The sequence below is a fragment of the Gemella haemolysans ATCC 10379 genome, assembly GCF_000173915.1.
GTDB lineage: Bacteria > Bacillota > Bacilli > Staphylococcales > Gemellaceae > Gemella > Gemella haemolysans.
Window position 1 is genome coordinate 238,441 of the sequence record NZ_ACDZ02000008.1, and the last position, 21,500, is coordinate 259,940.

Annotated in this window: 25 protein-coding genes; 12 read left to right on the forward strand and 13 right to left on the reverse strand. The window is 32.0% G+C overall.

The annotated features are described in order from the left end of the window. Window positions 1–38 precede the first annotated feature (38 nt). Together GEMHA0001_RS03505 and GEMHA0001_RS03510 are read right to left on the reverse strand one after the other, a co-directional pair. Entirely contained in the window at window positions 39–647 is a 609-nt protein-coding gene (locus tag GEMHA0001_RS03505; RefSeq protein WP_003144281.1) for a hypothetical protein, read from the reverse strand. A 164-nt stretch (window positions 648–811) separates the two neighbouring features. After that, a complete protein-coding gene (locus GEMHA0001_RS03510; RefSeq protein ID WP_003144259.1) occupies window positions 812–1,417 on the reverse strand; it encodes a hypothetical protein in 606 nt (201 codons plus the stop codon). Window positions 1,418–1,631: 214 nt separating this feature from the next. Here GEMHA0001_RS03510 and GEMHA0001_RS03515 point away from each other — a divergent pair, with 214 nt between their 5' ends. From GEMHA0001_RS03515 to GEMHA0001_RS03525, 4 genes are read left to right on the forward strand one after another with little or no spacing between them, the layout of a single operon-like run. Then, on the forward strand, window positions 1,632–1,826 hold the full coding sequence (locus GEMHA0001_RS03515; RefSeq protein ID WP_003144427.1) for a DUF1659 domain-containing protein: 195 nt from the start codon (window positions 1,632–1,634) through the stop codon (window positions 1,824–1,826). 20 nt (window positions 1,827–1,846) lie between these two features. Further along, window positions 1,847–2,059, forward strand: a complete 213-nt coding sequence (locus tag GEMHA0001_RS03520; RefSeq protein ID WP_003144268.1) for a DUF2922 domain-containing protein — start codon at window positions 1,847–1,849, stop codon at window positions 2,057–2,059. A 40-nt stretch (window positions 2,060–2,099) separates the two neighbouring features. Next, window positions 2,100–2,258 (forward strand): YvrJ family protein, encoded by a 159-nt coding sequence (locus GEMHA0001_RS08785; RefSeq protein ID WP_081450713.1) that lies wholly within the window; start codon window positions 2,100–2,102, stop codon window positions 2,256–2,258. A gap of 23 nt (window positions 2,259–2,281) precedes the next feature. Then, window positions 2,282–2,959, forward strand: coding sequence for a CHAP domain-containing protein (locus GEMHA0001_RS03525; protein WP_003144106.1), 678 nt, complete (start codon window positions 2,282–2,284; stop codon window positions 2,957–2,959). A 107-nt stretch (window positions 2,960–3,066) separates the two neighbouring features. On the opposite strand, the gene GEMHA0001_RS03530 is transcribed toward GEMHA0001_RS03525, so the two are convergent. Continuing rightward, complete coding sequence (locus GEMHA0001_RS03530) at window positions 3,067–4,179, reverse strand: LysM peptidoglycan-binding domain-containing protein (RefSeq protein WP_003144299.1); 1,113 nt, start codon at window positions 4,177–4,179, stop codon at window positions 3,067–3,069. A 125-nt stretch (window positions 4,180–4,304) separates the two neighbouring features. Beyond that, a complete protein-coding gene (locus GEMHA0001_RS08950; protein ID WP_155800209.1) occupies window positions 4,305–4,466 on the reverse strand; it encodes a hypothetical protein in 162 nt (53 codons plus the stop codon). Between the two features lie 92 nt (window positions 4,467–4,558). On the opposite strand from GEMHA0001_RS08950, the gene GEMHA0001_RS03535 reads away from it, so the two are divergent. Together GEMHA0001_RS03535 and GEMHA0001_RS03540 are read left to right on the forward strand one after the other, a co-directional pair. Then, entirely contained in the window at window positions 4,559–5,287 is a 729-nt protein-coding gene (locus GEMHA0001_RS03535; RefSeq protein WP_003144090.1) for a cytochrome c biogenesis CcdA family protein, read from the forward strand. Between the two features lie 29 nt (window positions 5,288–5,316). Beyond that, window positions 5,317–5,895 carry a TlpA family protein disulfide reductase gene (locus GEMHA0001_RS03540; protein WP_003144331.1) on the forward strand — a complete coding sequence of 193 codons (579 nt, stop codon included), beginning with the start codon at window positions 5,317–5,319 and terminating at the stop codon, window positions 5,893–5,895. Window positions 5,896–6,003: 108 nt separating this feature from the next. Here the strand turns inward: GEMHA0001_RS03540 and GEMHA0001_RS03545 are convergent, their stop codons facing one another. The 4 genes from GEMHA0001_RS03545 to manA form a co-directional block, all read right to left on the reverse strand. Next, window positions 6,004–6,837 carry an acetylxylan esterase gene (locus GEMHA0001_RS03545; RefSeq protein ID WP_003144396.1) on the reverse strand — a complete coding sequence of 278 codons (834 nt, stop codon included), beginning with the start codon at window positions 6,835–6,837 and terminating at the stop codon, window positions 6,004–6,006. A gap of 297 nt (window positions 6,838–7,134) precedes the next feature. Further along, window positions 7,135–8,688, reverse strand: a complete 1,554-nt coding sequence (locus GEMHA0001_RS03550; RefSeq protein WP_003144196.1) for a sodium:solute symporter family protein — start codon at window positions 8,686–8,688, stop codon at window positions 7,135–7,137. A 104-nt stretch (window positions 8,689–8,792) separates the two neighbouring features. After that, the gene (locus GEMHA0001_RS03555; RefSeq protein WP_003144398.1) at window positions 8,793–9,671 is read right to left on the reverse strand and encodes an N-acetylneuraminate lyase; all 879 of its coding nucleotides are present in this window, start codon (window positions 9,669–9,671) and stop codon (window positions 8,793–8,795) included. Between the two features lie 458 nt (window positions 9,672–10,129). Then, window positions 10,130–11,077, reverse strand: a complete 948-nt coding sequence (manA, locus tag GEMHA0001_RS03560) for a mannose-6-phosphate isomerase, class I (RefSeq protein ID WP_003144188.1) — start codon at window positions 11,075–11,077, stop codon at window positions 10,130–10,132. Window positions 11,078–11,274: 197 nt separating this feature from the next. Between manA and GEMHA0001_RS03565 the strand changes: the two genes are divergently transcribed. From GEMHA0001_RS03565 to GEMHA0001_RS03575, 3 genes are all read left to right on the forward strand, one after another. Beyond that, window positions 11,275–12,138 (forward strand): ROK family protein, encoded by an 864-nt coding sequence (locus GEMHA0001_RS03565; protein WP_003144282.1) that lies wholly within the window; start codon window positions 11,275–11,277, stop codon window positions 12,136–12,138. Window positions 12,139–12,481: 343 nt separating this feature from the next. Beyond that, window positions 12,482–13,186: a GntR family transcriptional regulator gene (locus tag GEMHA0001_RS03570; RefSeq protein ID WP_003144229.1), complete on the forward strand. Its 705-nt coding sequence runs from the start codon at window positions 12,482–12,484 to the stop codon at window positions 13,184–13,186. Window positions 13,187–13,206: 20 nt separating this feature from the next. Beyond that, window positions 13,207–13,905, forward strand: a complete 699-nt coding sequence (locus GEMHA0001_RS03575) for an N-acetylmannosamine-6-phosphate 2-epimerase (RefSeq protein ID WP_003144293.1) — start codon at window positions 13,207–13,209, stop codon at window positions 13,903–13,905. Between the two features lie 45 nt (window positions 13,906–13,950). Here GEMHA0001_RS03575 and GEMHA0001_RS03580 read toward each other — a convergent pair whose 3' ends face one another. The 3 genes from GEMHA0001_RS03580 to GEMHA0001_RS09175 form a co-directional block, all read right to left on the reverse strand. Continuing rightward, on the reverse strand, window positions 13,951–14,241 hold the full coding sequence (locus tag GEMHA0001_RS03580) for a PspC domain-containing protein (protein WP_003144270.1): 291 nt from the start codon (window positions 14,239–14,241) through the stop codon (window positions 13,951–13,953). Between the two features lie 149 nt (window positions 14,242–14,390). Next, the gene (locus GEMHA0001_RS03585; RefSeq protein WP_224207493.1) at window positions 14,391–14,714 is read right to left on the reverse strand and encodes a MepB family protein; all 324 of its coding nucleotides are present in this window, start codon (window positions 14,712–14,714) and stop codon (window positions 14,391–14,393) included. Beyond that, window positions 14,635–14,826, reverse strand: a complete 192-nt coding sequence (locus tag GEMHA0001_RS09175) for a MepB family protein (RefSeq protein WP_003144380.1) — start codon at window positions 14,824–14,826, stop codon at window positions 14,635–14,637. The genes GEMHA0001_RS03585 and GEMHA0001_RS09175 overlap by 80 nt, the downstream gene beginning before the upstream one ends. Window positions 14,827–15,359: 533 nt before the next feature. Between GEMHA0001_RS09175 and GEMHA0001_RS03590 the strand changes: the two genes are divergently transcribed. The 3 genes from GEMHA0001_RS03590 to GEMHA0001_RS03600 are packed head-to-tail and all read left to right on the forward strand — an operon-like array spanning window position 15,360 to window position 17,819. Continuing rightward, a complete protein-coding gene (locus GEMHA0001_RS03590; protein ID WP_003144165.1) occupies window positions 15,360–16,076 on the forward strand; it encodes an ABC transporter ATP-binding protein in 717 nt (238 codons plus the stop codon). A gap of 1 nt (window position 16,077) precedes the next feature. Further along, the gene (locus GEMHA0001_RS03595) at window positions 16,078–17,160 is read left to right on the forward strand and encodes an ABC transporter permease (RefSeq protein ID WP_003144313.1); all 1,083 of its coding nucleotides are present in this window, start codon (window positions 16,078–16,080) and stop codon (window positions 17,158–17,160) included. Window positions 17,161–17,180: 20 nt separating this feature from the next. Next, a complete protein-coding gene (locus GEMHA0001_RS03600) occupies window positions 17,181–17,819 on the forward strand; it encodes a TetR/AcrR family transcriptional regulator (protein ID WP_003144153.1) in 639 nt (212 codons plus the stop codon). A gap of 42 nt (window positions 17,820–17,861) precedes the next feature. On the opposite strand, the gene GEMHA0001_RS03605 is transcribed toward GEMHA0001_RS03600, so the two are convergent. After that, window positions 17,862–19,472, reverse strand: a complete 1,611-nt coding sequence (locus GEMHA0001_RS03605; RefSeq protein WP_003144347.1) for an ABC transporter ATP-binding protein — start codon at window positions 19,470–19,472, stop codon at window positions 17,862–17,864. Next, window positions 19,472–21,193: an ABC transporter ATP-binding protein/permease gene (locus GEMHA0001_RS03610; protein WP_003144070.1), complete on the reverse strand. Its 1,722-nt coding sequence runs from the start codon at window positions 21,191–21,193 to the stop codon at window positions 19,472–19,474. The genes GEMHA0001_RS03605 and GEMHA0001_RS03610 overlap by 1 nt, the downstream gene beginning before the upstream one ends. Window positions 21,194–21,500 lie beyond the last annotated feature (307 nt).

The window sequence follows — 21,500 nt, forward strand, 5'->3', positions numbered from 1 at the left end:
CTCTAACATACTAAGTAATCCACTCGCCTTTTACTTTACTATTCTTTATCTTCTTTCGTTTTCGGATCGGATACTATTTTTTCTTCATTATTATCCTCGAAAATATCTACTGTCCAACCTACTAAACTTCCGTCTTCTGCAGTGACTTTACTAATAGAAAATTGTCTTGATTTCTTGTCCTCATCAGTCAATCTCTTCACTTCTTTTTTCCCGAAGTCCAAAGCTTCTTTTTGTGATTCAAATACTTTTCCGGTAGTTCCAACTCCTTCTGAGCTAGATAGTTTTTTTCCATTATAATCCTGTTGTCTCGGCGCTTTTGAGACTTCTCCACTATTTGCCGTACTTGTATTTTTGTTTTTATTTTGTATAACTCTATCCTCTACTGAAGCTGTATTTTTATTCTCTGTTTTTTGCCCCTCTTGCTGTTTTACAGTTTGATCATTACTCTTTTCAACCTTATTTTCTTTAGCATCTTCTTTATCTTTTGGTTTATCTACCTGTTCTTGTTTTTTAGAATTTTGCGAAGCATCATTCTTCTGTACGGGTTCTTCTTTACCAAAATAACTTATTGCTAAAAAAATAATCCCCGCTAAAACAAGTGAACAAACACTATATATTAAAATTTTAATGAACTTGTTGTTTCTCATAGTTTCATATCCTTTTTCATACTTACTATTTATTATACCACTTCTTATAATATTTTGCTAAGATTTACAGATATTTCATCTCACTTTTAATTTTCCACATTTCCTATACTACACTATAAAGAAAAACTCATAGTCCTCCTTTTAGAGTTCTATGAGTTCACTTATTATCCTTCTGTAATTTTTACAACAACTTCACCTTTATCATTTCTACCTAATGTATAGCTATAGTTTTTCTTATTCTCTTTTGCTAATCTATTGATTTCTTCATTAGCATAGTTATGCGCAGCTTCTGAGTTGTTGAATGTTCCTGGGGCTACTGCTCCACCATTCGCTTCTGTTATTTCTTTTTTCTCTTCTTTATTAGAGTTATTTGCTGCATTATTACTAATGTTATTGCTATTACTGTTATTGTTATTAGCATTGTTTTGGGTATTACTTACAGGTTTGTTAATATTACTTGATTTATTACTTTCTGATTTATTAGATGAGTTTGAAGAAGATGAATTATCTTTACTATTAGAATCGTTATTCTCTCTATATTTTTCCTCATCGCTTTTCTCTTTTGATTTAGACTTAGAGCTGTCTTTTTCTTTTTCTTTTTCCTTGCTCTTATCTTTATCACTTGATGATGACGAAGTAGTTTCGTTATCTTTTTTCTTAGTAGAATTATCTCCACCTGTAAAATAACTTATACCTATAAATAGAGCACTACATAAGAAAATAGCTAATACAATTCCCCATAATACTTTCAATAATCTATTATCTTTCATTGTATTCCCCTCCTTTGTTTCTAATATATTATAATACTATTTCTTGCATATTTCCACTACTTTATTTTAATTATAATTTATAAAAATAAAATTTAACTTAAATGAATCCACCACAATCTATTTTTTTATGAGAAATATCTCCTACACACTTCGATATGTTTAGTGTCAGAGGCCTAAGACAAAATATAAATATAACACAAGGGAGATTTTTATTATGAAGATTTTAAAAAAAGTTTTGCATCTAAACTATAACGAACCTAAGGGAGAAAAACGAGTAGTTAAAAGTTATAACTTCGAAGTTGCCCCTACTGCTGAAGACACTGCTTTAAAAGAAGTTGGCGAAGAGTTAAAAAAACTAATCTCTAAAAACATTGAAGATATTGTCACAAGCACAAAAGAATCACTATAATTTTAGGAGGGAATATAATTATGGAAAAAAAATTAAATATTTACTTTACAACTGATAATAAAAAAACTTATCACATCACTTTATCATTTCCAAAAGATGATTTAAGTAAGTCTACTGTAGAAGCTGTTGCGAAAAAAATTGTTGATACTAAAGTACTTAACAACGACAAACACACTCTTACAGGATTCAAAAAAGCTACTTACACTACTCGTGAAGTAAGCGAACTTCAATAATAGAAGGGAGGGAGGTGCGGTTCGAACCGCACCTTTTTTTATGGACATACTAAATTTTATCAATACTGTAGGTTTCCCTATTTTTGTAGCGGTTTTTTTTCTTCTTAAACTAGACAATACCCTACAAAATATAGGTAAAAGTTTAAACGAACTTACACGTATTATAGAAACAAAGTTAAATATTAATATCAAAGAATAGTTTAATATAAGGGAGTAAATATTATGACAAGTCAACAAACAATGGTTAACTGGGCAAAGGATAATGTTTATAAATGGATTGATATGGATGGAATGTATGGAGCACAATGTGTGGATCTAACTATGGCTTATGTGAAAAATTTCGCCAACTTCCAAATTTATGGTAATGCCATCGATTACCTAACTAACCCAATTCCTCCAGGTTGGAGACGTTATTTCAAAGGAGATACTGAAATAGCTCCAGGAGACATAGCAATTTGGCATTGGGGCGATTGGGACAAATTCGGTCATGTAGGTATAGTGATTGAGGTAAATAAAGGAACTATCACCTCTGTAGAACAAAATGTTGATGGCACACCTGAACGTGGTGGTATCGCTCGTATTATGAGTCGGGACGATACTTATCTCGCAGGCTTTATCAGACCTAGCTACGATTCAACTGAAGAATGGACTAGGATTCCTGAAACTGGCCATTTCACCGTAGAGGTTCCGTCTATAAATGTTAGGAATAAACCTAGCAAACTCGGAAAAGTTACCAACACTTACTACAAAGGAGAGCGCATCTACTATGATAGCTATGTAGTTAAAGAAGGTTTCGTCTGGATTAGCTATATCTCATACTCTGGTGAGCGCCACTACGTCGCTACTGGAACACATAACGGAAGTGAGAGAACAAGTACATGGGGAGCTTTTAGGGAATAAGTATTAATATCGTAGTATAGATATCTTCCAACATCGAAGTTAATAAACAACTAAAAAAAGAAGCGACTGGATATTCCAATCGCTTCTTGCTCTTATTTATTCTTTAATTATTTAACGCGGATGTAAACTGGTCCACTACCTAAGTTTGCAGTGTTAAGTACAGTTTGGTTTCCATTCCATCCACCGTGGATAGCTTGTCCATTACCTGCGTAAACTCCGATGTGAGCTGCTCCCATTCCACCGTTTGCATAGTAAACTAAGTCTCCAGGTTGAGCTTGAGATGCTGGAACTACTGTTCCTAAGCTCATGTATCCTGCTGGCCAGTCGTGGAAGTTGATTCCAACTGCTTTAAGAGCATTTGTTACTAACAATGTACAATCTTGGAAAGTTCCTAATTGAGCTAATGCAGCTTGGTAGATTGCAGCTCCTTTGTTTGAAGATGCTACTTGAGTTGTTGCTGCAGCTGCTGGAGCTTGAGTTTTAGCTGTTACTGTTGGCGCTGCTGTTGCAACTGCTGGCGTTGCTGCTGGTTTTTCTGCCGCTTTAGCTACAGCTGGTTTAGCTACTGGAGCTTCTTTCTTAACTTCAGCTTTTGGAGCCTCTTCTTTTTTAGTTTCTACAGCTTTTGTTTCAGCTTTTGCTGGAGCTGGAGTTGCTGCTGCTTTTGGCGCTGCCGCAGGAGCTGTTGGTGCTGCTGCTGGAGCTACTGTTGCAGCTGTTTTTGGTGCAACTGTTTGAACAGGGTCAACTTTAACTACAGTTTTTTCTGGAGTGTTTTCCACTACAGTTGCTTTTGGAACTGTTACTTCAGCAGTTTTCGCTGCATTTCCATCAACTTTTAATACTGTCCCAACGTAGATTAAGTTAGGATCTGAAAGGTTATTTAATTTAACAAGTTCGTCTACTGTAACACCGAATCTGTTAGCAACTTTACCTAAAGTATCTCCTAATACTACTGTGTAGTATCCTTGTTCTTTAGCTTGAGCTACTTGAGCTACTGTTGTATTATAAGTTAATTTATCTCCAGGGAAGATTAATGAACTTGTTAAGTTGTTATCTTGCATAAGTTGATCAACAGTTGTTCCATTGTTGATTGCGATATCCCAAAGAGTATCACCTTTCTTTACTGTATATGTATCAGCGTCTGCGATTTGCGCTAATCCTACTCCTACTGTTGATACGATTGCCGTAGCGGCTACTAATTTTTGTAATTTAGTCATCTATTTCAATCTCCTTAAAATTAGGTTTGAGTCAAGCGACTCATTTATCTATAATAAATACTATTTTAATCTATAATAAATACTATTTTAATTTCTATATCTTTAATTTCTATAAACTATTTTTTCTAAACTATAAATGTCATAACCTCATTCAACCTCTGTTGAACTTCGTTATATAATCTTGACATACTAACATTATATGTTCTCATGAAGCCTTTTTCAAGGTTTGTAACAGTTTTGTAATAATAACGATAACTCTCTGTTACATTATGCGGAATTCGTAACATTAACCACACTCTATAAGCAGTTCAATTGCATTTTAAGCGTTTTTGTTATATAGTAAACCTGTAATTTTTAATTTTATTTTCATGGGGGTTTTATGACAGATTTTAATACAGCTAGCTCTGCCTTAAAGATGATTCTTGTCTTCTTAGAAGGTCTTCTATCATTCCTTTCTCCTTGCGTAATACCTATATTACCTATCTATATCGGTATTCTTGCAGGAAAAAAAGAAATGAACGAACGTGGAGAACTAGTCTTCAATAAACGTAACACTGTTACAAATACACTATCATTCGTGTTAGGTATTTGTTCAACATTTTTCATCCTAGCTTTTGCAACAAGTTTCATCAGTATTTTCTTAAATGAAAACATTAAAACATTACAAACCATCAGTGGTATTTTAATCATCTTTATGGGATTACTACAACTAGGCGTATTTAAGATAGGATTTTTAAAACAAGAATTTTCAATAAAAAACAAAGTTAAGAGAAAAGGAAATAAAACTACTCCGATTCTTGCTTTTTTAATGGGATTCACTTTTAGCTTTTCTTGGACACCATGTATCGGACCAATCTTAGCTAGTGTTTTCCTGTATGCATCTAGTCATACTGGAATAATGAGCGTTCTTTTAATTCTTGCATACTGCTTAGGATTTATCTTACCGTTTATCCTTGTTGCATTCTTCGCTTCAAAATTATTAGAACTATTCAAAAAACATACAAATATACTAAAATACACACAAGTTATCTCAGGTATTATCCTTATCTTAATCGGTATATTAATTCTGAGTGGATCATTTATCTCTCTAACTAGATATTTTTCTTAAACTTGTGATGTGAATTGGAGGAAAATAATATGAAAAAACTAACAATACTTAGCGCAACACTTCTTAGTAGTACTCTAATTTTGAGTGCATGTTCTAGCACCTCTGAAAAAAAAGAAGAAACTAACAAACAAACTACAACATCTTCAACTAGCGAGAACAAAGCTATCCAAGCTTTTGACTTTACAGCTATGGATAAAGATGGAAAAACAGTAAAACTAAGCGACTTTAAAGGTAAAAAAGTTTACATCAATATGTGGGCTAGCTGGTGTGGTCCATGTATGAGAGAAATTCCTGAATTAGAAAAAACATATCAAAAATTAAAAGATAATAAAGATATCGTCTTTCTATCAATGACTTCTCCTAATGATGCAGAGTTTAAAAACCAAAGTCCTCAAGACAAAGGTAAAGATGTAATCCTTAATAAAGCAAAAGAACTTGGCGTGACTTATCCCGTTCTTTTCGATGTTAATGACCGCTTCATCATAAACTACGCAATTCGTTCATTCCCGACACATATTTTCATCAACAGCGATGGTACAATCGGAAATAGAATCGCCGGTGCAGTTACTGAAGAGTCACTAACTAAAGAAATAGAAAAACTTAAATAATAAATAATCCGAATCTAATAGTTATGCAATATCTATAACTAACCTTATGGTTATCTTTACAGATATACAGTAACCATCTAGATTCGGATCTTTTTCTAATTTCTAATATTATTTATCAACATTAAGCTCCATGCTGTTTTTTAACCACTTTTCCAGCAACTTCACATGCAGATTCTCTTCTTCACATTCGAAGACCGTAACTTCTTTTCGTTTAAACACACTTTCTAACTTTTTATTAAGAATAATATTATTTTCATCTAGATTTGAATAGCCAAAATACACTTTCGCATCAACTCTCTCTCCATATTTTAAGACATCTATTTCTCTTAATCTCATCAATAAATAGTCTTCTCTTTCAGGATAATTCCGTGCATATTCTCTTATTCCATCATATACACCAACATCAAGATTATTATCAAAAATATATTTAAAATCGAAGTTCTGCACATTCGAAATAAACAACCTATCCACCAACTTACCTACAGCTGAAACCACAATTCCTATTGCAGCTCCTTGACCTTTAGCAACAACGTTCACCTCTAAATTCGGAAATTCTCTTTTTAAAATATTCACAAGATCTATTCCATCTTGATAGGCATAATTATAATATAACTCTTCATCGCTATTATTGTTTAGAAAAGGAAAATAAATTGAGGCAGGTTGATTATTTTCACTTCTCCCCCTATCTCCTCTAACATGAAGTGTTGCTCCACTATATCCTAAGGCATAATAATTCATGAGTCCTAAAAAGCCCCTAGGTACTTCTTCATAATCCGGAAATTCTAATATGAATCCTTTATTATTAACTTTTTTAACGACAATCTCCGCATGAATTTTTGAATAATCCACAGCTTCAAATTCAACTATTAATAACTGAAATTCCTGCTCATCTCTAACAATATTAATCTTATAATTAAGTTCTCTTTCTTTTTCTAAATCCATATCTCCAACACCTCAGAATTCATATTTCACTTTAATTATATCTTATTATGAGAATGACTCAAAATCGCAATTTCGGAGAAATCATTTTTACCGAGTCACTTTCTTAGATTTTAGGACTTTTTTATCAATTCCACCACTATTTTACATTATCTTTAGAAAAAATATCAAACTCTAAGCTCTTAAATAAACTACTCCACTACACTTATAATTTATTAACTTCATGACAAAAAACAATCCTCAACACTAGGTCGAGGACTGCTTTTATAAGTTCGTTATATTTTTTGAAATCTTACTTTATTATTTTGCTTCTTTTACGTATTCTTGATCTTTAGTGTGAATAGTAAGTCCAGTGATATTTTTAGTAGATTTGAAGAAGAAACTACAGATATAACCGAATACTAATGCACTTAAGAATGAGAATCCTGAGAAGATAAATGGACTTTGTTTAGCATAAGTTGTGAAGTCTTGGATGTACCAACATACAAGCCCTGCAACTAATAATCCTAATAATGCTCCAGCTCCGTTTGCACGTTTAGTGAAGATACCAAGTGCGAATGTACCAGCTAAAGGCACCCCTAGAAGTCCGATATATTTAAGGAATAAATCCCAAGTTTCTTTTTGGTTAGAGTTTACGAAGTATAATGCTGCGATTGTTCCTAATACACCAGCTAAGATGATAATAATACGCGCTAATAAAACGTCTTGTTTAGCATCTTTACTTAATCCGAAGAAACGTTGTTTAATATCAACCGTGATACAAGCAGAAATTGAGTTTAAGCTTGATGCAATTGTTGATTGAGCCGCCGCTAAGATGGCTGCGATAACCAATCCTGCAACCCCTGCAGGTAACGCTGTTAAGATGAAGTAAGGTACTAAAGCTGTTGTATTAGCTGCTTTACCCACTACTTCAGCGTTCATGAAGTCTGGTAATTTTGTTACAGCATGGCCACCTTTATAGAAACTGTATAAAACTGTTCCCATTCCGTAGAAGATTGGAATAGAGATGAATGCTAATAATCCATTTGTCCAAAGTGATTTATTAGTTTCTTCTTCAGATTCAGTAGTACTATAACGTTGAACTACGTCTTGAGAAGCTGTGTATTGTTGTAAACTGTTAAATAATGATCCAATGAAGATAATTGGAATAGTAGATGCAGTTAATGACCAGTTAAATTTCTCAGCAGTTATAATTTTACCGTTAGCTAAAGCATCTTGAGTAATTTGTCCGAATCCACCTACGTGGTATGCTCCTAAGATAATTACTAAAACAGCTCCTCCAAGTAAAATGATACCTTGGATAACGTCTGTCCAGATAACCCCTTCAACCCCTCCTAAGAATGAGTAAACTACGCAAAGTAATCCGATTACCGCACATACTAAGAATGGGTTAAGTGTTGATACTGATGTAATGGCAACTGTTGGTAAATAAATAACGATAGCTACACGTCCGATGTGGAATAGTGAGAATAACACACTTCCTACTACACGAACACTAGGATTGAAACGTTCTTCTAAATATTCATACGCTGTAGTTACATTTAGTTTTCTAAAGAATGGAACATAGTAGTGGATTAAGATAGGAATAATTGCGATAATTGAAAAGTTCCCAGCTGCATATGTCCAGTCTCCGTTAAATGCTTTTTCCGGTGTAGCCATAAATGTAATGGCTGATAATGTTGTTGCATAAATCGAGAATCCTACTGCCCAAGATGGAATGTTCCCTCCGGCTTTGAAGAATTCGTCCGTGCTTTCACCTGCTTTTTTAGTGAAATACACACCTATTGCTAGCATAGCTATTAAGTAAACTCCTAATACTATACTGTTAAGTGTACCAAATCCTATTTTGTCCATGGTACTCCCCTCCTATTTTTTCTTAATAATATTTTTTCTGATATTGGGAAGAAGGAGAAACACTCCTCTTCCCACCCCTAATTTTTTACTCCTTATTTTAAAAATTATAGGTTATAATCTTTAACTAATTTTTCTACTTCAGCTAATTTAGCTGGATCAAATGATTTCATAGGTTTTTTACAAGTTCCTGCGTCAATACCTTTAACTTTTAAGATTTCTTTAAGAGTTTGATATAATCCTAATTCTAATACTTTTTCAATTACATCATTCGCTTCATGTTGAAGTTCATAAGCTTCAGCAACTTTACCTTCTTTAGCAAGTCTGAAGATTTCTTGGCTTCTTTGTCCGTTAACATTGTATGTAGATCCGATAGCCCCATCTACTCCTGTAATAGCCGCTTGAACTAACATTTCATCAAATCCAGACCAAATTAGTTTGTTAGGGAATCGTTTTCTGAATCTTTCTAATTGATAGAAGTCTGCTGCAGTGTATTTAACACCGATAACTTTTTCATCTTCTAGTAATTCAGCGAATTGATCTAAACTAATTTTAACTCCTGTTAAGAATGGAATGTAGTAAAGAATCATGCTGTTATCTGTAGCATCGATGATTGTTTTGTAGTAGTGTTTGATTTCATTAAATGATAATGGGTAGTAGAATGGAGTAACTGCTGATAATGAGTCATATCCTAATTCTGTAGCATATTTAGCTAATTCTACAGCTTCATTTAAATCTAAAGATCCAATTTGAGCGATAAGTTTAACTCTATCCCCAACTACTTCTTTTACAAATTTAAAAATCTGTTTCTTTTGAGCAGTGTTTAATAAGAAGTTCTCCCCACTACTTCCGTTAACATATAAACCATCAATTTTACTTACATTGATGTTATGTTCAATAACCTGTCTTAGCCCCTCTTCCTTAACCTCACCATTTTCATCAAATGGAATAAGTAAAGCCGAATATAATCCTTTTAAATCTTTCATTGTAATAACCTCCGTTATTTGTTTTTTATTTTGTGCATTTATTTAACACATTAAATTTTAATACACTTATATTTTAAAACGTTTTCTTTTGTTTGTCAATAGAAATTTTTTAAAAAATTTATTTTTTTGAAAACCTTTCAACCTTTGCTACTGTTATCATGTTTACACTATATAATAATACTTAATCTAATTTACGTTTATATAGTATATGTAAATCTATTGTCTAGTCTTCTTATCTCTATTTAATACATTAAACTTGTCATTTATTAAAAAATAAAAAGCGACTCATTCAACATAATTTCATAGAAACTATGCTTATAAAGTCGCCTTTATTCAACGCATCAAATAATTAAAAAACACTACGTACTCTAATTAAATATCAATTAATTAATAAGTTTTAATATTATATTCGAATTTCAAGATAATTTAACTTTTAGATATACTACTCAGTCGCTATTTTATCTATCGTAGCTTCCTATTAAGAACATATCTCCTTTTAATATGTACTTACTACAATCTGTTGTCAAGATAAAGCTATCTCCTTTTTTTACATTATAACTGTTGCCATCTATTTCTACACTTCCACTACCATTAAGGACCGTAAATAGATTTCCTGTTCGAGTTTTTTCTAGAGAAACTTGCCCCTCCACTTCGACTTTAAACACAGAGAAGTACTTTTCATCTGCTAAGTATGTTACTGTAGCACCTTCTAATTTTTCCTCTTTAGGGCTTGTAGTAACTTTTTCAAATGGAACTTTTGTCACATCTTTTGTTTTCTCTATATGAAGTTCACGTTTATTACCATCTTTGTCGACACGATCATAATCATATACTCGATATGTCGTATCAGAATTTTGTTGCACTTCATATATTAATATCCCCTCTCCAATCGCATGAAGAGTTCCCGCTGGAATATAAAAGAAATCTCCCGCTTTTACTTCTTCTTCTATGAATAATTCTTGCCATTGTTCACGATTAATTTTATCATTGAACTCCTCTTTTGTTTTAGCAGTATGTCCATATACTAACTTAGCACCTTCTTTAGCATCCAGTACATACCAACATTCAGTTTTACCAAGTTCACCATTCTCATTTTCACGTGCATAATCATCTTCAGGATGTACTTGAACCGATAGATTATCACTGGCATCTAAAATTTTAATTAATAATGGAAACTTATCATACACTTTCTCAGTAAATAAAGTAGGCTGTTTCTCATAAGCTTCTTTTAATGTTAAACCTGCTAACTCACCGTTTGTTATTTTTGAACTACCGTTATCATGAGCGGCAATAACCCACGCTTCTCCAATATTTCCTTGTGGAATAGAAAAATCAAACTTCTCTAAATTACGTCCACCCCAGATTCTTTCACAAAATACAGGCTCTAAAAATACTATTTTATCCATTTTATTCTCCTTAAACAATTCTAACTTCTAGTTTATTATACACCAGTTACTATTTTTTATACAGCACATACCTTTTAATTTTTTTCAAGAAACAGTTTTCAAAAATTTAATTTTATGGTAATATATCGTTGTATAGAAATTAAAAAAATCATTAACATTAAAGATAATCATGTCTTTATTAAGAAAGTAGGTATATTATGTTATTAGGTATTGATATTGGTGGAACAAGTATAAAATTTGCTGTGTTTGATGAAAATCACAAAATCGTACATTACGAAACTTGTAAAACACCTGACAATGTAACTGTAAAAATTACTGATGAAATGTATAGAATCGCAAGTAAAATCCATGAAACTTACAACTTTAGCGCTGCTGGTATTTCTGCAGCTGGTGTTATTGATAATGTTCACATGGAAGTAATCCGTGCAGCACCAACTATTAAGAACTACGTTGGAACTAATTTCAAACGTGATTTCGGTGACCGATTAGGTATCCCAGTTTACGTTGATAATGACGTTAACTGCGCTTTACTTGGAGAACAATGGCTTGGTGGAGCTAAAGGCTTAGATGAAGTATTCTGTATGGCATTAGGAACTGGAATCGGTGGAGCTTACTATCTAAACAGCCTACCTTTCGGATCTAACTTCGGTGTGGGTGAAATAGGACAATCTGTTTATGACTTCGACACTAAAACTACGTACGAACAACGTGCTTCTACTATCGCTTTAGATAGAAAAATCAAAGCTGAAATGTATGAAGGACTTAGTGTTATCGAATTCTTCGATCTTTGTAAACGTGAAGATACAAGTGCTCTAAAAGTACTAAACGAATGGTTATTCGAACTTGCTCGTGGTATTGTTAACTTACTATGCATCCTAGATCCTAAGTACATCATAATCGGTGGGGCTGTTTCTGCTCAAGGAGATTATTTATTAAAAAAACTAGAAGCAAAAGTACGTAAACTTCACCCAATCGAAAATAACCAAACTAAATTCTTAGCAGCTGAGTTAGGAAATGATGCAGCTCTATACGGAGCTATTAGCCCATTTGTAGAAAAATAAGATATTAATAACTTGTGAATCTTATTCAAAAGTCCTAAATTAAAAAGGTTTATATAAGAACATATAACCACAGTGGTTTATTGATATCTAATAAACTTTTTCGAGAGTGACTCGACAAATCGATTTCTTCGAAATCATGATTTTTGAGTCACTCTCTTTTATTTTTTAACAGAACTTCAAAGCTTTTCTCAGTGTCAATTCACTATTTTTGCAACCGTTTAAATTTTTTTCTAATATTTTAAAGTTTTTTCTTTACAAAGTCCTGCATAAGTGATAATATAAATTTAAATTAACACATTAAATTTTGATAAACAAATAATAATTAAGTCAAGGAGGGATCAACTTGAAAAAGTACGAAAAGATTATAAATGATATCATCTTAAAAATACAAACTGGTATTTTTAAAGAAGGTGAACAACTCTATACAGAAAAAGAGATAAAAGAAATATATAATGTTAGTAGTACTACTGCTGTTCGCGTACTAAACGAACTAGAATCAGCAGGGTACATTTTTAGAATTCAAGGTAAAGGAAGTTTCGTTAATAAAACTTTAGTTAATAAAAAAGTTTTTGTTACAGAAAATAACAACTTCCATAAACACTTCAAAGAATCAGTATCTGAACACTCTGAAGTTGTGGAAGCTGAAATTATTCAAGATAAAGAGCTTTGCTCAAAATTAAAACTAAAAAATCAAAAACTTCTAAAAGTAGCTCGTATAAAATATATCGGTAATGTTGCTTGGGCTCACCAAACTAACTATATTCCGATTAAATATTTACCTGATGTTAATATCGATGATATGGACAGTTTCAAAGAACTTGCTACTATGATTAGAAAAAAATATCGTATAGATATTCACCAAGAAAAATCTAAAAAAAATATGAAAGTTATAGTTGATACTCCTGAAGAAATTGCCAACTTTATCGCAAAAGACGGTGATCCTTGTTTTGAATTTGATAGGTACACTTACTTTGCTGATGGAAAAATTTTCGAATATGTAAAAATCTTTATAAATTACAAATACTACAGCTTAACAATTAAAGATTAAGCGTTGGATTGGAGCTAACTATGAACAAAAAAGAAGAAATCTTAAACCAAATTAAAGGCGGAATTATCGTTTCTTGCCAAGCATTACCTGGAGAACCACTTTACGTTGAAGAAGGTGGAGTCATGAAACTTATGGCGCTAGCTGCTAAAGAAGCTGGAGCTGTTGGTATTCGTGCACAAGGAGTTACTGATATAGTTCAAATCAAAGAAACAGTTGACCTACCTGTTATCGGAATTATCAAACAAAGTTATGAAGGTATGTCACAATTTATCACAGCAACTATGAAAGAAGTAGATGCTCTTGTAGAAACAGGTTGTGAAATAATCGCCTTAGACTGTACTTTACGCCCTCGTTTTGATGGTACAACAATCAATGACTTTATAGCAGAAATCAAAGCTAAGTATCCTGACATTCTTTTAATGGCAGATATTGCTACATTCGAAGAAGGTGTAAATGCTGCTAACATCGGTCTTGATTTTGTCGGAACTACATTAAGTGGTTATACAGAAAATACAAAAGATAGACCGAACGAAGTAGATTTAGGTCTTATCAAAAAGCTATCTGAAACTATTTCTGTACCTATCATCGCAGAAGGTCGTATCCACTACCCTGATCAAGCAAAAGCAGCTTATGACGCAGGGGCATTCAGCGTAGTAGTTGGCGGAGCTATCACTCGTCCAAAAGAAATTGCAGCTAGATTTATTAATGCAGTGAAATAAACAAAAAGTTCTAATTGACACTTGATCAATTAGAACTTTTTTATATTATTTTTCCCAAGCACGTCCGTCGATGTAGCTTGAATTTCTGTAGTTTTCTTTCGTCGGTTTTACCGGCATTATTATCGATAACAATATATATATCAATATTGGGCTACCGAATGAGAAAATACTCGCTAATAAGAATAGTACTCGTAAGAAACTAGCACTTATTCCAAATCTTTTACTTAAACCACTGCATACCCCAGAGATTAAAGCTCCTTCGTATGATTTATACATCTCTTTATCTTCTAAAAAATTAAGAAATTTATTCCAAATTTTATTTAATCCATCTATCATAATAAATTCCTCCTGACTTTATTGTTGATATTTTATTATTCTGACTTTATAAATATTATATCACATTTCTATGATATATATTAACTATTGTACTCAGGTCACTTTAAACTAAGTTTATATTATTAAAATTAAGAAAGAAATCATTCTTGTTATTCAATTTTTCTAAAAAATTTCAATTGCCATTTTTGTGCTTCTAGAGCTGTTTTATTTAAATCCGTACACCAAGGTGGATAAAATCTCATAGCCATTTTTCCTTTACTGTCTTTTGTCGAGAGAATTTTTTTGTGGATAGCCTCATCATTTGGAATAATAAAAAGTCCTCTCTTATCATTGTCACTAACAACAATAACGAGTTCATTCCCTAGATCTTCATTAGTATATGGAATGTTCTTGTTATTTTGGTCTTTTTTCCAAAAAGCTGTAAAATACCCCTCTTTTTTTGGTGTTTTTTTTTGCCAAACGACATCTTTTATAACCTTGCTCTTCCTTTATTTTGATAAGGATACCTTCATATTTTTCATTCCACTTTTCTTTAATGAATTCAAAATCACCATAAAACTCATTTAGAACCTCAAGTATTTTCATTATGACGTATGTCCCCCTTAACAAAATTTTTTTCACTTGAATTACCACATACCCGAGGTATTATAACCCCCTCGTATGATTTATAATCTTTTTATCTTCTAAAAACTTGATTCATATTTTATTATTCTTATTTTATAAATATTATATCATATTTGTATACTATATATTACTTGGTGTACTCAGGTGACTTTAAACTAAGTTTATATTACTAAGAAAATATTTCAAAAGTCACATTAACAACAAAATATTTATCTAATTGTTTTCATTCCCCTTTTTAAAATTTTTCAAGTTTTCTTCTTGACAAGTGAGCGCTTACTCACTATAATATTGATTGTAAGGTGAGTGTTTACTTACCGAAGATTTAAAATCTTATTTCTAATGGGATATTTCTTAGCAGCTATCATAAAACTGTTCTTTAATAATCATAGTTCCAAAAGCATTAGGTTAACTAATATCTTTCAAATAATCTTAGCTATATATTTTTTTAATCTTAAAGTGAGTGTATACTCACTTTAAAAAGAAAGGTGATTCTTATGAAAACATTAATACAAATTACTTCATTATCAAAAAGCTTCGGCGACCAAACAGTCCTTGATAACATTGATTTCAACATAGAAAAAGGTGAAATTGTCGGTCTTATCGGTCCATCAGGATCGGGAAAATCAACATTAATAAAAACAATGCTCGGTATGGAAAAAGCGGATAAAGGTGAAGCCCTTGTTCTAGATAACAAAATGCCAAAAAGAGAAATTCTTTCTAATATTGGATATATGGCTCAAAGTGATGCTCTTTATGAAATACTTACTGGTTACGAAAATTTAGAATTTTTTGGAAAAATGAAAGGTATTCCTTCAAAACAACTAAAAGAGGAAATAGCTTATGTAGCAAAAATAGTTGATCTTACCGACCACTTAAAAAAATCAGTGTCGGACTATTCTGGTGGGATGAAACGAAGACTTTCTCTCGCCATTGCATTAATCGGTCGCCCTGAGTTACTTATACTCGATGAACCTACAGTCGGTATAGATCCCAGCCTTCGTCGTAACATTTGGAAAGAATTGTTCAAGCAAAGGGATAACGGTGTTGGTATTCTACTAACGACTCACGTAATGGATGAAGCAGAACTTACCGACAAACTTGGGCTGCTCCTTCAGGGAAATATTATAGACTTTGATACACCAAAAAAACTAAAAGAAAAAAATAATGTTACTACTATCGAAGAAATATTCTTAAAAGTGGAGGAAAAATAACATGAGAATTTTAACTATTTCAAAAAGAGTATTTACGGAATTTTTTAGAGATAAAAGAACTTTAGCAATGATGTTTGTTGCACCGATTTTTATAATGTGGTTAATTAGCATAGTCTTTTCAGCTAACACAAATTCTGAAATTACTGTTGCTTCTATGAACACTCCTCAAAGCGTCGTTTCCATAATGAAAGATATCGACAATGTTCATATAGAGGAATATCAATCAAAAGAAACCGCCGAGGAGAAACTAAAAAATAATGAGATTGACACTATAATTTCTTACGATAACAATACCTACACGGTGACTCACGCTAACATAGACTCTACAAAAACTGCACAAGCTCAACAAGTTTTAAAAAGTTCTATAAAAGTATCAGAAGTAAAAAATTTAATGGACGTTGTAAAAAAAGTAAATCCTAAATTAGGTGAAAATAAACAAGAACCTGAAATTAAGGAATATTATAACTATAGTAACGCAGATTCGACATTTTTCAATAAAGTTGCACCTACTTTAATTGCTTATATCATATTCTTCTACGTATTTCTAATCTCTGGTATGGCACTATTAAAAGAACGTAATAGCGGAACTTTAGATAGACTTTTAGCAACTCCAGTGAAAAGAAGTGAAATTGTCTTAGGTTATGTATTATCTTATAGCTCATTAGCCATAATTCAAACTATTATCGTCACTTTATCATCTGTATATTTACTAAATATTGAAGTTGCTGGAAATCCATTTTATGTTATAATAGTTAATGTATTACTAGCAATGGTTGCCTTAACATTAGGTTTACTAATCTCAACAGTTGCAAAATCAGAATTTCAAATGATGCAGTTCATTCCGGTAATAGTTATTCCACAAATGTTCTTTTCAGGAATTGTATCTGTTGAAAGTATGGGAAAAATAGCTGTCTATATTAGTAAAATCTTACCTGTTACCTACGCTAGTGACGGTTTAAGCAAAATAATTTTAGAAGGTAAAAATCTTCTTGCGATTACAAATGATATAATAATTCTGCTTGCACTTTGCATCCTTCTAATAATCCTTAATATTCTGGGCTTAAAACGATATAGAAAAGTTTAAAAAAACAATAGGAGACTCTTATGACTGAAAACATCTTAAAATCTTACTTTAGCATATCTCATGACGAAACCTTCCCGCCTGGTAAGAAAAAAACAATAGAAGCTGCGATTAAACTATTCGCAAAACAAGGATACCACGGGACATCTACGCTTCAAATCGCTAAAGAAGCAGGTGTTAGTCAAGCAACAGTATTCAAATACTTTAAAACTAAAGAAGATTTATTACATTCAATAATAGTCCCTGTTATTCCTAAATTATTTTTAAATTTTCTAAAAAGAACTCAAAATACTAACTCCCTTGAAGAATTAATCAGTTATGTTGTGGAAGATCGCATGGTTTTCCTAAAAGAAAATAAGGATATTGTAAAAATAATCTACTCAGAAATATTAACAAATGAAAATTTTAAATCACAACTTATTGACTCTTTAAAAATAACATTTGAAAAAATAGATTTCAAAGCTATATTACAAACATATAAAGAAAATAATCCTGAAGTTAACGAAAACTTATCGACAGCCGAGATAATTCGTTCATTCTCAGGACCTATCACTACGTACTCAGTCCAAAGATTTATTCTTTTTGAGAATATTCCATGCCCTACTGAGGAGCATGATCTACAATTTATTAAACAACAAATCTATAAAAATTTAACAAAGTAGAAAAAAAGAGGAGCTTGGCATTTTCCAAGTTCCTCTTTCTTTCTATTCACCTAATCTAATTACCTTATCACATATTGATAATGTTGATTTATTGTGTGAAATTATTATTGTTATCTTATCTTTTTTACTTTCTTCTAAAGCTTTTAGAACTTCGATTTCACTGAAAATATCGATATTCGCTGTCGCTTCATCAAGAATCAGAAGTTTACTATCATTGTAGAATGAACGCGCTACTGATAAACGTTGTTTTTGTCCTGAACTTATGTTCGAACTTCTCTCACCAACAATCTCATTTTCGCGACGTTTTAAGTTATCTACAAAAGTTCTTAAATTAGTTTTTCTTAATGATGCATCTAACTCTTCTTTGTCTAAATCTTTCTCGAAGAATGTGATATTATCTTTAATTTTTGCATTGAATAAGTAACTATCTTGCAGAATTATCGAGCTATTTTCTCTAAAGTAACGGTTATCTATGTCTCTTAGATCAATACCATCGATAGTGATATTACCTTCCATGTTTTCATCTGAGATGAATTTCATAATAAGTTTCGCTATTGTAGATTTACCACATCCACTAGGTCCACTTAGTCCAATAATCTCACCTTTTTTCACATCAAAACTTAGATTATCCACTACAGTATTATCAGCGTATCGATATGTTAAGTTATCAACTTTAAGTTCGTTAAAATCAACAACTACTCCGCTATTTTCCGCTTCTTCCGGCGTATTCATAAGCTCTAAAAATCTCTTTCCACTAGCCATCGTCTGACTTAATGTTGAAGCAAGGTTCCCCATGTATAAAATAGGAATAAACGATACGATAAACATCGCAACTAACGAAACAGTCACAAACTGACTATCAAGCGAAGATGCCACATAGATAAATGCCAACACCCCAATATTATAAGTTACAACATTTAGAACATTCAGATCTACTAAAAATTTATTTTTTAGATATGAACTTCTTGTCAGTTCTTCAGTTTCCATATCAATGTTACATTTTGCTTCATCGATTTTTCCATATTGTAATGTTTCAAAAATTCCGTAAGCTTCTTCTGATGAATTGTTGTTTACTTGAGTCAATTTACGACGATAATTTTCACCAACATCTTGCCCAACATTTCTAAAACTTAACGGATACACAAGTCCAATTACAATATAAATTATTAATGCTACTAATGCTAATTTCACACTAAAGAATAGTAAGAAGAAACTAACTACTAAGCTTTGCACGATATAAATCATAAACGGTGTTATCGTATGCGCGTAGAAAACTTCTAATAATTCAATATCAGTCGTAATCATCGTCATGTAATCACCTGAAGTATTTTTCGTAAAATTATCGACAGAAATGCGTTTAAATTTTTCTAAAACTTTAACACGTAAGGCATGTAATACTTTGAAAGCTACGTAGTGATTTAAAAGTTGCTCAGTATAGCTGAATAACCCTTTTAACACGGCTAAAGCAAAGATTACTACGAATAAAATTACAGCTATTGTCGTTATTTTTGTTAAAAAGAATAACGAGATGAAGTAGGTAAATACAACAAGTGTCAAGTGTCCTAAGCTTCCGAATAAAGTTGCTCTAAGCAATGGACGTTTAAAATCCTGAGCAATAGCTAACAGTTGTTTTAATTCTCTTAATGATGTCATTACTCTACCTCCTTAGCTAAAAATTTTGATTTCAGTTGTTGTTGGTCTGTGAACAATCTTCTATATAATGAATTTTCTTCAATCAGTTCATCATGTGTTCCTTCTTCAATAATCTTCTTATCTTTTAGAACATAGATATTATCTGCATTTGTCACAGTCTCTAAATCGTGAGAAATAACGATGATAATTTTTCCTTCTTTAATTGAATCGAAGGCGTTAAGTACAATTTCCTTACTGTAATCATCAATATTCGATACAGCTTCATCAAGTATATATAAGTAAGAATCTTTCAAAATTGCTTTTGCTGCAAGTAGTCTTTGTTTTTGACCTCCAGAAAGATTCGCAGCTCCTATCGCAAGCTCATAATCTAGACCGCCGTGTTCTTCTACGAAATCTTTAAGATTAACTTTTTCTAATGCATTGTACATTTCTTCTTCAGTTATATTTTTACGAACACTTAAATGTTCTCTTACAGTACCTTTAACTAAGTAGCTATCATTAGTAATAAGTGTTGTTATCTTAGCCATCTCTCTAGTAGGAATACTATCAATATTGAAGTTGTCGTATTTTATACTTCCGCTATAGTTAGAATTTAAACCTAAGATTAATTTGATAATAGTAGACTTACCACTTCCACTTTCTCCTACTAATGCTGTTTTCGTACCAGGTTTAAATATCATATTAATATTTTCTAAAGTCGTCTCCTCACCATAAGAAAAGCTTACATTATTTAGAACAATATTCTTTCCAGCCTCTACCTCGATAGTCTCATCTTTTTCTTGTTCCGGATAATCAAGAAGTTTATAGATATTATCTAACTCAACATTCCCTTTCATCGAAATATGGAACAAGCCACCTAAAGCACGCAACGGTTTAAAACATTCTAGAGAAGCTACGATTACGAAAACAATAAATTTCTGATCTTTTACCGCAAAAATAGCAATAATCGATAAAACAAATATAGAAATATAAGTAATAGCGTCCATCACATTAATAGAATTAAGTTGGTGACGAAGTAACGCCATCGTCGATTTTCTATATTTCGCACTACGAGTATCAACATCACCCGCTACATTATCTTCTTTACCATAAATTTTCGCCGTTGTGAAACCTGATAATCTATCGTAGAATACTTCAGATAAACTTAAGAAATCACTGAAGTTCTTTTTATTAGCCTTTTTCGACTTCTTAATAATTATCATAATAGACACAGGAATAAGCGGATATAGTAATAACATCGCTATAAATAGCAAGATATGAATCTTCCCATAAATCACAAACGAGCTAAGTACTATAAATAACGTCGCAAACATCTGCGGTACAAACTTATTGAAATAAAACTCGATGTTCACAATCGATGAAGAATTCATCACAAGAAGACTACCAGTATTTACTGCTTCTGTATAATTTAGTGATAGTTTTTCTACTTTGTTGTAAATCTCTTTCCTTAATATATTTCTAACCTGTTTAGAAATTTTGTGACTGAAGTAATTATCCCCTGTTGTAGCTCCGTAATACACTACTAAACCTATCACCGTCTTTAAGATAAATCCTAACATAGCACCGCTTCTACTCTCTTCACCTAGTGAATAAAATAGAAAATCTACGAAATTGTAGATGAAAAATAGCGAGCACCAAAAGGCAACAAGTTTAAGAATCGCTACGAGATATACTTCTTTTTTGATATTGAAGAGAGCCATCGCTCTACCATCTATCTTCATAATATCTCCTTATTTAATTTCAAATTTAGATTTATTTGCACAAAAAGAGTAAAATAGTAACGAAGGATTTTTGTTGTTTTTATAGAAACCCAACATTCACTCTTTTTATGAAAAAGGTTCTAGTTACCTGAATTGATATTAATTATCAATTATACTTTTTTTATTATACTATATAGATAAATTAAAAGATAGCTTTAAAGTTTATTGTTACGAAAATGTTCAAAATTACAAAGAATGTTCGGGAAACGAGGTTTTATCTAATTTGCTCTAACTCTTTGTATTTCACGGTTTTGTTTGTATGGGGCGC

Coding starts and splice junctions, on each gene's coding strand:
- GEMHA0001_RS03505 (WP_003144281.1), bottom strand. CDS start 647: ATGAGAAACAACAAGTTCATTAAAATTTTAATATATAGTGTTTGTTCA.
- GEMHA0001_RS03510 (WP_003144259.1), bottom strand. CDS start 1,417: ATGAAAGATAATAGATTATTGAAAGTATTATGGGGAATTGTATTAGCT.
- GEMHA0001_RS03515 (WP_003144427.1), top strand. CDS start 1,632: ATGAAGATTTTAAAAAAAGTTTTGCATCTAAACTATAACGAACCTAAG.
- GEMHA0001_RS03520 (WP_003144268.1), top strand. CDS start 1,847: ATGGAAAAAAAATTAAATATTTACTTTACAACTGATAATAAAAAAACT.
- GEMHA0001_RS08785 (WP_081450713.1), top strand. CDS start 2,100: ATGGACATACTAAATTTTATCAATACTGTAGGTTTCCCTATTTTTGTA.
- GEMHA0001_RS03525 (WP_003144106.1), top strand. CDS start 2,282: ATGACAAGTCAACAAACAATGGTTAACTGGGCAAAGGATAATGTTTAT.
- GEMHA0001_RS03530 (WP_003144299.1), bottom strand. CDS start 4,179: ATGACTAAATTACAAAAATTAGTAGCCGCTACGGCAATCGTATCAACA.
- GEMHA0001_RS08950 (WP_155800209.1), bottom strand. CDS start 4,466: ATGTTACGAATTCCGCATAATGTAACAGAGAGTTATCGTTATTATTAC.
- GEMHA0001_RS03535 (WP_003144090.1), top strand. CDS start 4,559: ATGACAGATTTTAATACAGCTAGCTCTGCCTTAAAGATGATTCTTGTC.
- GEMHA0001_RS03540 (WP_003144331.1), top strand. CDS start 5,317: ATGAAAAAACTAACAATACTTAGCGCAACACTTCTTAGTAGTACTCTA.
- GEMHA0001_RS03545 (WP_003144396.1), bottom strand. CDS start 6,837: ATGGATTTAGAAAAAGAAAGAGAACTTAATTATAAGATTAATATTGTT.
- GEMHA0001_RS03550 (WP_003144196.1), bottom strand. CDS start 8,688: ATGGACAAAATAGGATTTGGTACACTTAACAGTATAGTATTAGGAGTT.
- GEMHA0001_RS03555 (WP_003144398.1), bottom strand. CDS start 9,671: ATGAAAGATTTAAAAGGATTATATTCGGCTTTACTTATTCCATTTGAT.
- manA (WP_003144188.1), bottom strand. CDS start 11,077: ATGGATAAAATAGTATTTTTAGAGCCTGTATTTTGTGAAAGAATCTGG.
- GEMHA0001_RS03565 (WP_003144282.1), top strand. CDS start 11,275: ATGTTATTAGGTATTGATATTGGTGGAACAAGTATAAAATTTGCTGTG.
- GEMHA0001_RS03575 (WP_003144293.1), top strand. CDS start 13,207: ATGAACAAAAAAGAAGAAATCTTAAACCAAATTAAAGGCGGAATTATC.
- GEMHA0001_RS03580 (WP_003144270.1), bottom strand. CDS start 14,241: ATGATAGATGGATTAAATAAAATTTGGAATAAATTTCTTAATTTTTTA.
- GEMHA0001_RS09175 (WP_003144380.1), bottom strand. CDS start 14,826: ATGAAAATACTTGAGGTTCTAAATGAGTTTTATGGTGATTTTGAATTC.
- GEMHA0001_RS03590 (WP_003144165.1), top strand. CDS start 15,360: ATGAAAACATTAATACAAATTACTTCATTATCAAAAAGCTTCGGCGAC.
- GEMHA0001_RS03595 (WP_003144313.1), top strand. CDS start 16,078: ATGAGAATTTTAACTATTTCAAAAAGAGTATTTACGGAATTTTTTAGA.
- GEMHA0001_RS03600 (WP_003144153.1), top strand. CDS start 17,181: ATGACTGAAAACATCTTAAAATCTTACTTTAGCATATCTCATGACGAA.
- GEMHA0001_RS03605 (WP_003144347.1), bottom strand. CDS start 19,472: ATGACATCATTAAGAGAATTAAAACAACTGTTAGCTATTGCTCAGGAT.
- GEMHA0001_RS03610 (WP_003144070.1), bottom strand. CDS start 21,193: ATGAAGATAGATGGTAGAGCGATGGCTCTCTTCAATATCAAAAAAGAA.